The organism is Candidatus Omnitrophota bacterium (assembly GCA_028716165.1).
In the GTDB taxonomy this organism is placed as follows: Bacteria; Omnitrophota; Gorgyraeia; order JABMRG01; family JABMRG01; genus JAQUQI01.
Genome location: JAQUQI010000027.1, coordinates 1 through 3,090, shown reverse-complemented (window position 1 = coordinate 3,090; position 3,090 = coordinate 1). Strand labels below are relative to the sequence as shown.

1 protein-coding gene is annotated in these 3,090 nt (G+C 41.8%); it reads left to right on the top strand.

Annotated features, from left to right (window positions below):
* Positions 1–2,542 (top strand): VWA domain-containing protein (locus tag PHV77_07580; protein ID MDD5505132.1); only part of this gene is annotated, 2,542 nt, incomplete at its 5' end.
* Positions 2,543–3,090: the final 548 nt, after the last annotated feature.

Below are 3,090 nucleotides of genomic sequence, written 5' to 3'. Positions count from 1 at the left end.
CACAGGTCTTTTAGAGGTAATATCAGAGTGGATTGATGAAGGGCATTTTACCAATCCAAAGACCCATGAAGAAGTAAGCATCCACCCTGACTTCAGGCTCTTTGCCACATTAAACCCCATACAGGGCGTTACCAGGCTCTCTCTTGGCAGAAATACCCTGCCAGCCCCTTTTATAAACAGGTTTAAACTTGCATGGGTAAATGAGAAGACTAGCGAGGAGCAGTTTATCATATTAAAAGAACTTCTTGAAAGGGCGGGGATTAAAACAACGGGGAATATAAATAATATATCAGGCGCCTTAAAATCTGATGATGCGACTTCGTTTACAAGCACCGGACTTATACACGCGTTTACAGATGGAACTTATCCGCCGCAAACGCCTGCGCCGGCACCAAGAGTAAATGCTCCTGTGATTTTACCCGGGCACCAGGGCCAACAGTTTATAAAAGCATTAGCCCGCACAGGAGAGCAGGATAGCTTACCGCGCATTCAAATGCCGCAGATAAAAGCAACTGGAAAAGACGAAACAGAAAAGCCAAAAAGAGAGCTTAGCAATGAGGAATTAAACAGGCTTATAGAAGATATTGAAAAAGACCCGATTAAGCGGCAAGCTTTGCTTGATAAGATAAACGCGTATCAATCGTTCTTTGAGCGCGTAACAGAAGGAAGAGTCAAGATAAGGCCAGGCAAATACTGGGCGTATTCTCCGAAAGAAGAAACGCTTATATACCCTGTTTCGGATATATTAGATACAGAACTTGATAAACTTGTGGGTTTAGGGATTCATGAAGGAATGCATAGATATGGAACAAGATACATTGATTTTATGCCTTTTTTAGACGAACTTACCAATCTTTTATTTAATGCAGCAGAAGATGTCGCAATAGAAAACTGGGCAGGCTATTTAGTCCAGGGCGCTGATAAATATATTCAAAAAATCCGTAAGAACATGGATCAGCAAGAGTGGCAGAAAAACTGTTTTGGCGAAGGCATACCAGAGCATATAAAATTTGTTTTTGGAATACTCTATTATGGTAAACGCGGCCAATTGCCTGATATGTTAAAAGGAGACGCAAGAGATGCTCTTGAAACCGACAAGGTAAAAGACGCCCTTAATAGGGTATTTAATGCCTTGCCTATGATAAGAGATGAACAGGGAGTCCTAAGGGTTAATAAGGAGCCCACGCCTATGGAGATATTGGCAGCGGCAAAGCTAAGGGTGGAAATTATGCGTGATGAGATTTTACCTATATATAAAAGACTGCTCGCGCAAAGGGCAGAGCAGTTATCAGATGGAGGATTTAAATTACAGCCGGGCGAAGGAAAAGAAAAAGGCGAAGGAGAAGAAAAAGAAAAAGGAGAAGGAAAAGAAATAGATTTAGACAGCCTGCCTGAAGATATAAGAAAAGAGCTTGAAAAAGAAATAAGAAAATATTCAGAAGAACTCAAAGACAAAACAAAAGAAGGCTCAAAGAGCTGGCAAGATACGCAGAAGGAAAAAGAGAATAAAGAAAAACTAGGGCAAAAACAAAAAGAGCAGGAACGCGCTGATGAGCTGACACGCCAGAGGCAGGATAGGGAGAAAGAAGGCAGGCGCTTATCTGACGCGGAAAAATTTGCCAGAATGAAGGCCCTTGAGGACAGGGTAAAGAGCTCATTTAACAGATATCAGTTAAATCTTGATATAGTAAAACGCTTGGTTCATGCGCTTACAGGGCAGATGGCAAACATAATACGGGAAGATACAAAACCAAGGTGGCAAAGCGGGCTTAGAAAAGGAAAAGATATTGATTGGGACAGGTTTTTTATATCATTATTGTCGGGTTATTCAGATGACAGGTACTGGAGAGACAGGATCGTTCCTACCAAACGCGGCATAAAATTTACCCTTGTAATAGATGAAAGCGTCAGCATGTCAGGAGCGCGCGGTGAGAACGCGCTTTTAGCCTCTATTGTGTTTATGGATGTGCTTCAGAATCTGGGTATAGATTTTAATGTAAGAGGTTTTGGAAGCAACACCTATCTTCACAAAGGTTTCCGCAATCAATTAGAGGCTAATGTAAGAAGAAGCTATGATACGATAAAAGAGCGAAACGAATTAATAGAAGAGCTATCCTCTTCAATGGCAACAGGCTATGCTACCGCAGACGGCGATGCTTTGAATGCGGCTGTTGAAGACATTAGAAACCATGCCGCGGAGAAAAACATAATTCTCGTATTAACAGATGGCGATGGAAATAAAGGCATGCCCATCCGGGATGCCCTGGATAATGCCCAGAGCCTTGGCATAAAGGTAATAGGTATAGGCATAGGAGAAGGAGTAGAGTATGTTTCTAAAAATTATGAACACCATGTTCAGATCCCCAGCATAGAGATGCTGCCTGCTGAATTTAAGCGGATTTTAAGAAAAGAGATAGAGTCTATGTCCATGGCTCCGGCAGGAAAGCCGGCCAAGTCTTCATCCGCAGGAACGGCTGTCTCAATAGTGGATTCTGTTAAAAGAGAGGCCGATGTACTTAGTGCTATAGGTCAAGCGTCATAAAATAATTAAGTAAGATTATTTTAATAAACCCGCTCTGTTTTTCAAGTTGCGTTGAAGCTGATAGGTAAATGCATACAAATACGCCGACAGTCGTAAACTACCAGCATGCAGAGGAAAGGCATCGTGTCTCTTTAGCTGTATTGACAGCGGCGTGAGCTTAATTTGAGTGAATAAGGCAATGCCCGGACAGACGCAGACGGGTATCATTATCTCTTTACGCGCCAAGGCCCGCGCAAATTTAACTTAAAAAATAATCAGGCAAAACGGACACCTTGACATGCTTGCTCGCTTGGCGCAGGCATATTTCAGAGTTGTTATCCCTCCATAATAAATAACTAAAGTCTTTTAGTTTGTAATAGAATTAACGTCTTGTGCTGGTTTTGGCCGGCTGTGAAGGCTTTGCGCTTGTTTTGCGCCTTTAAGGTAACGTATAATGTTCTCTGTAAATTCAGCTTGAAATACCAATAAAAAAGGGTGTATCCTTTCATTGTTAGAAGTAAAAGCTTTCAAGAATAGCCTTGAAGCTTAAACATGAAAGGAGGAACACC